At 57.5% G+C, this 4,605-nt stretch carries 1 protein-coding gene and 1 pseudogene; both read left to right on the forward strand.

The annotated features are described in order from the left end of the window. The first annotated feature begins 209 nt into the window (after window positions 1–209). Window positions 210–1,237 (forward strand): annotated as a pseudogene (locus tag IVB32_RS20620) (IS110 family transposase). Window positions 1,238–2,123: 886 nt separating this feature from the next. After that, window positions 2,124–3,758 carry a calcium-binding protein gene (locus IVB32_RS20625; RefSeq protein ID WP_247369113.1) on the forward strand — a complete coding sequence of 545 codons (1,635 nt, stop codon included), beginning with the start codon at window positions 2,124–2,126 and terminating at the stop codon, window positions 3,756–3,758. Window positions 3,759–4,605 lie beyond the last annotated feature (847 nt).

Here is a 4,605-nt window from a genome sequence, read left to right on the forward strand (position 1 = left end):
GAGATTTGAAAGCCCGTCCGCATGGCGCTGATTCTCCGTTTGAGAACCACAGTCGCCCGGCAAACTTCATCGGAAATGAGTCAGCCCCAAAATTGGACGCCGATGAGGGGGCAAATTTGCAAACGATGACGTAATTGCGGTCGGCGCTCGTGGCATGCAAGCCGCATTATCGTCGAGCCCTCGCAATCACCTGATTCGAAGGAGCTCCCATGAAGCAGTACGTCGGGCTGGACGTCTCACAGAGAGAAACCGCCGTATGCGTTGTCAACGAGACTGGCCAAGTAATCTTCGAAGGAAAAGCCAAGTCTAATCCTGGTGCCTTGACCGACCTGCTTCGCAACATGCGCCTCAAGCCGAGCGTATCGGCTTCGAGACGGGTGCGATGGCGAGTTGGCTATGGCATGAACTCCGCAGGGTTGAGCTTCCGGTGGTCTGCATCGACGCTCGGCATGCGCACGCAGCTTTGTCGGTCCGTATGAACAAGAGCGGTCAGAATGATGCGCGAGGCCTTGCAGAACTGGTGCGAGTGGGATGGTATCGAGAGGTCAAGGTCAAAAGTGAGGAAAGCCAAAAGATCCGAGCGATCCTTGTCGCCAGATCTCGGCTAGTGTCGATGCGCCGAGACATTGAGAACCAGATTCGTGGCTTGATCAAGGAATCTGGATTACTATTCCCTCGCGCGATCGGCCAACAGTTCCGCAACCAGGTCAGCGAATTCTTAGGCGCTGATCATTTACTCCTCAACGTGATATCGCCGCTGCTCTCGATCCATGAGAACATCTGTCGAGAACAGGAAAAGTTCGACAACGAGGTCCGCCAGTTGGCGAAGCTGGACGAGACGACGCGGCGACTGATGACGGTCCCGGGTGTCGGCGCCGTCACGGCCCTAACGTTCCGCCACACGATCGATGATCCCTCGCGCTTCCGATCGGCGTCGACAGTCGGCGCTTACCTCGGCCTTACGCCGCGACGTAGCCAATCCGGCGAAACCGACACCAACGGAAAGATATCTCGACGGGGCGACCGGCTTCTCCGAACTTACTTGTTCGAGGCCGCCACTGTCCTTCTTTCTCGAACCAAAAAGTGGTCTTCTCTAAAGGCCTGAGGCATGAAGCTCGCCAACCGGATCGGCATGAAGAAGGCAAAGGTCGCAATTGCCCGAAAGATCGCCGTGATTCTCCACTGCATCTGGGTCGATGGCACATCGTTCGACTGGGTCCAGCCGAAGCCAATCTAATATTTGCTCGCAAGTTCCTGGTCCGGTCCGCCGGACTGGCGATGTCCCGCTGGGACGGTGGTTGTGGTGACCTCGGTCAATCGGCTGGTGGCGGTTCGCCCGCACTCCGCTGCAGACGTTGAGGCGCCCGATCCGGACATCATCATGAGGCGCTCGCGACCTCGGAAAGGACCATGACCCCATCTACGACATCAACCCAACTCGCTGAAGCCGCCAACGATGTCGATTGCCAATCCCGCTAGGCAATCGTCTCGCCATCCGCGATCGCTCCGTCTCCGCAACCTGACCAGCTCCGACGGAGCAATCGCTACGGGCGTGTCACTGGAGAGAGGAAGAATGGTAACTTGACAACAAACCGCAATTAAAGGGCCGATCTCCTCCAGAAGAATGTTCAAGGCGCTCGGGCCTTCTAAGCACGCGATCGGCCATACCGGAAGGGCGGCAAAAGCACTGGGTGAAGAGGTCAAGAACCGGATCATCCCGCAGTACACCGGGAGCTTTGATCGGGCGAGCCTTTGCGGCGCTCGGGTTTCGGAGGACTCTCTCGAACGCGAGGCAATCTGCACGTCTTTGCGCCCGATGATCCGAGCTGGACGCCATCGACCTTCCAACGTCAAAACCCGCGTGAAAAAGTCCGGAATGCCGAATGGGCTGCTCACGTTGAGAGACGCCCCCCGTTTTAGAGACGTTGCGGACTAGGCACGGTACTGCATTTGGCCCCGAATTCGATCAATCCGGGCTAGAACCTTCTCTCGTGACGATAGCTGTCGATTTCAAATATATGATTTAAATTCGTTTAAAAATGTGATTTAATCATAACAACGAAACGTTGTAAGTCATTTGGACGCATCTCCGCGGCAACCTGCGGACCACGAGGGAGGTTCACATGGCTGTTCTCTTTGGCGACACAAGTGGATCACTCACGGGCCGACAGCATGGCGTAGCGCAAACACTGGTTGGTTCCGATCCGACAAACACACTGTTCGGGGATGCTGGCGTGGACTTGCTCGGCCGCGCGATCGGCGGCAACGACACGTTGCTGACGTCCGGCTCTGGAAGCCTATATGGTGATGCGGGCGGAAACATTTCTGATCATGCCCGGGGCGGCAGCGACACGTTGTCCGCTCAAGTATCGGCGCCCGCTATCATTCCCGGCGAGACCTTCAGCCTGGATATGTACGGTGATGCTGGAGGCAACATTTCGGACTGGGCCATTGCGGGCAATGACATGTTCAATGTCGAATTGCCCCTGGCCTTTACGCCCGGAGTGAGGGTGAATGCCTATGGCGACGCTGGCGAAACATTGTCTGGTCAGTCCCAGGGTGGTGACGACAACTTCGGCGTCACTGCTGGCGGACATCAAACAATTATCGTGTATGGAGATGCGGGTGGAAACCTGATCAATTGCGCGGTCGGCGGTAATGACACATTCGTTGGTCACATCGGACCGGATGGCAGTTTTGTGTTCTATGGCGACGCTGGCGGAGGCTTGCTCGGGCATACCCGGGGCGGCAATGACAGCTTCACTGCGAGCGGATCCGAGTACAACAACTATCTCTATGGTGACGCCGGCGGCGACATGGCCGGTCATGCGGCCGGCGGCAATGATAGTTTCGCTGTGAGCGGGATTAATCCGTTCAATTTTGTCTTCGGCGATGCCGGTGCAAATATGTCCGCTTCCGCCGCCGGGGGAAACGACACGTTCGACGACTCTAGCGACGCAACACTCGCTGACCGAAATGTCTTTTCCGGCGATGCTGGCGGGAACATGTCCGGCTCTGCCCACGGAGGGGACGACACGTTCAACAAGACCGGCTTAGGAGGAAGTACGTTCTATGGCGAAGTCGCGGGCGACATGTCTGGTCGTGCCCAGGGCGGCAATGACACATTCCAGGCCTCGGGCACGCAAAACCAAAATCTCTTCTACGGCGATGCCGGCGGCAATATGGGCGATCAGGCCGTTGGCGGCGACGACACCTATTTCGGTGGCAACGTATTTTCCCAGCTCATCAATCAAGCATATGGCGATGCGTCGACTATGTCGGGCCGCGCGCATGGCGGCAATGACACCCTGGTCGGCGGCAATGATCCGAATCCGCATGCCGTGGGCAGCTACGAGACCATTCTCGTCGGCGATGCCCAATCCATGTCCGACTACGCGCGCGGCGGCAACGACAGGCTGGTTAGCGGCACGGGAAACGATGACATATGGGGCGATGCCCAGATGATGCTCGGCTTTGCCCAAGGAGGGAACGACACGTTCGTGTTCGATTTCGATAACGGGCACGATAAAGTCGAAGACTTCGGACAGGGACTCTCGAATCAGGGCGCCGATCACATCGACGTCTCTGCGCTCGGTATCGAGAACTTCAGCGATCTGAGCTTCTCACCGTTCGATCCTGTCACGCACGAGAGCACGGTCACGTTCAGTCCAGGCAACGACGTGGTGGTGCATAGCCAGCAAGCACTCAGACCTCAGGATTTTATCTTCGCGCCACATCAAGACGGTTTGTTGGCCTGAGCCGTCGCTCAAGACCGCCCGCACGCTCGACATACATTCAGCCTCGTGCCTACTTCAGGGCGCGACGAGGTTATCGGGTTATGGTCGGTCCCAGACAGCGTTCGGTCCCATCCCGTCGTGCTGCATTGTTTTCCGTGTGGACACGCGAAGCTGAAAGTTGCTGCGGTGCAGGTCCGGTTGTGGACCCAAAGCGGACTCCAGCGCATCGCGCTGCCCCTGAGGGAGTAGCGAAGCCTCGAATAGCCTTGGAGCAACTTATGGGCGCACTTTCGTGACCGAGCCCGTTAACATAGTTAAATTGATTTGCTGGTTTTTCCCGATAGTTTTTTGCGCAGGGGAGAACATTCATGCGAAGCTCTCGCGCAATCCTTTATGCCCAACGACTTAGCGAACTCACCTCTCAGCTCTCAGAATTGGAATATATTCGAGGTCTAGTCGAAGAAGCAGAGCGAAGCGCCCGCAGTGTGCCTCCATTACGCTTGACACATCTTGCTTCGCGCCGCCTTCGAACTCGTGAACCAGGCGCCCTGTCTGTCCGCTTCCGTCGCCGCGCGCCACCAAGCTGGAATGCAGGCGCTATCAGCCCCTGACAACGACAACCAAGTCAATCGGACTTTGCTGGAGCCATTCCCCGACGGATGGTGGGCTTCCTCCTAAAACCTCTCCAAGCGCTGGCTTACCGCGCCTTGGACGAGAGCCAGGGAACCGCCAGCAATGTGAGGGGCGGCTCCGCACGTTGATACGCATCGCCGGCCGAGGGTCTAACCGTAAGCGCGAAGCCGATACCCTTGCTTCAGAATTCGAATGAACGTGCGAAAGAAGCCTCCGGCTTGGACGGAGGTTTCGG

The organism is Bradyrhizobium sp. 23, assembly GCF_023073295.1.
Lineage (GTDB): Bacteria > Pseudomonadota > Alphaproteobacteria > Rhizobiales > Xanthobacteraceae > Bradyrhizobium > Bradyrhizobium canariense_D.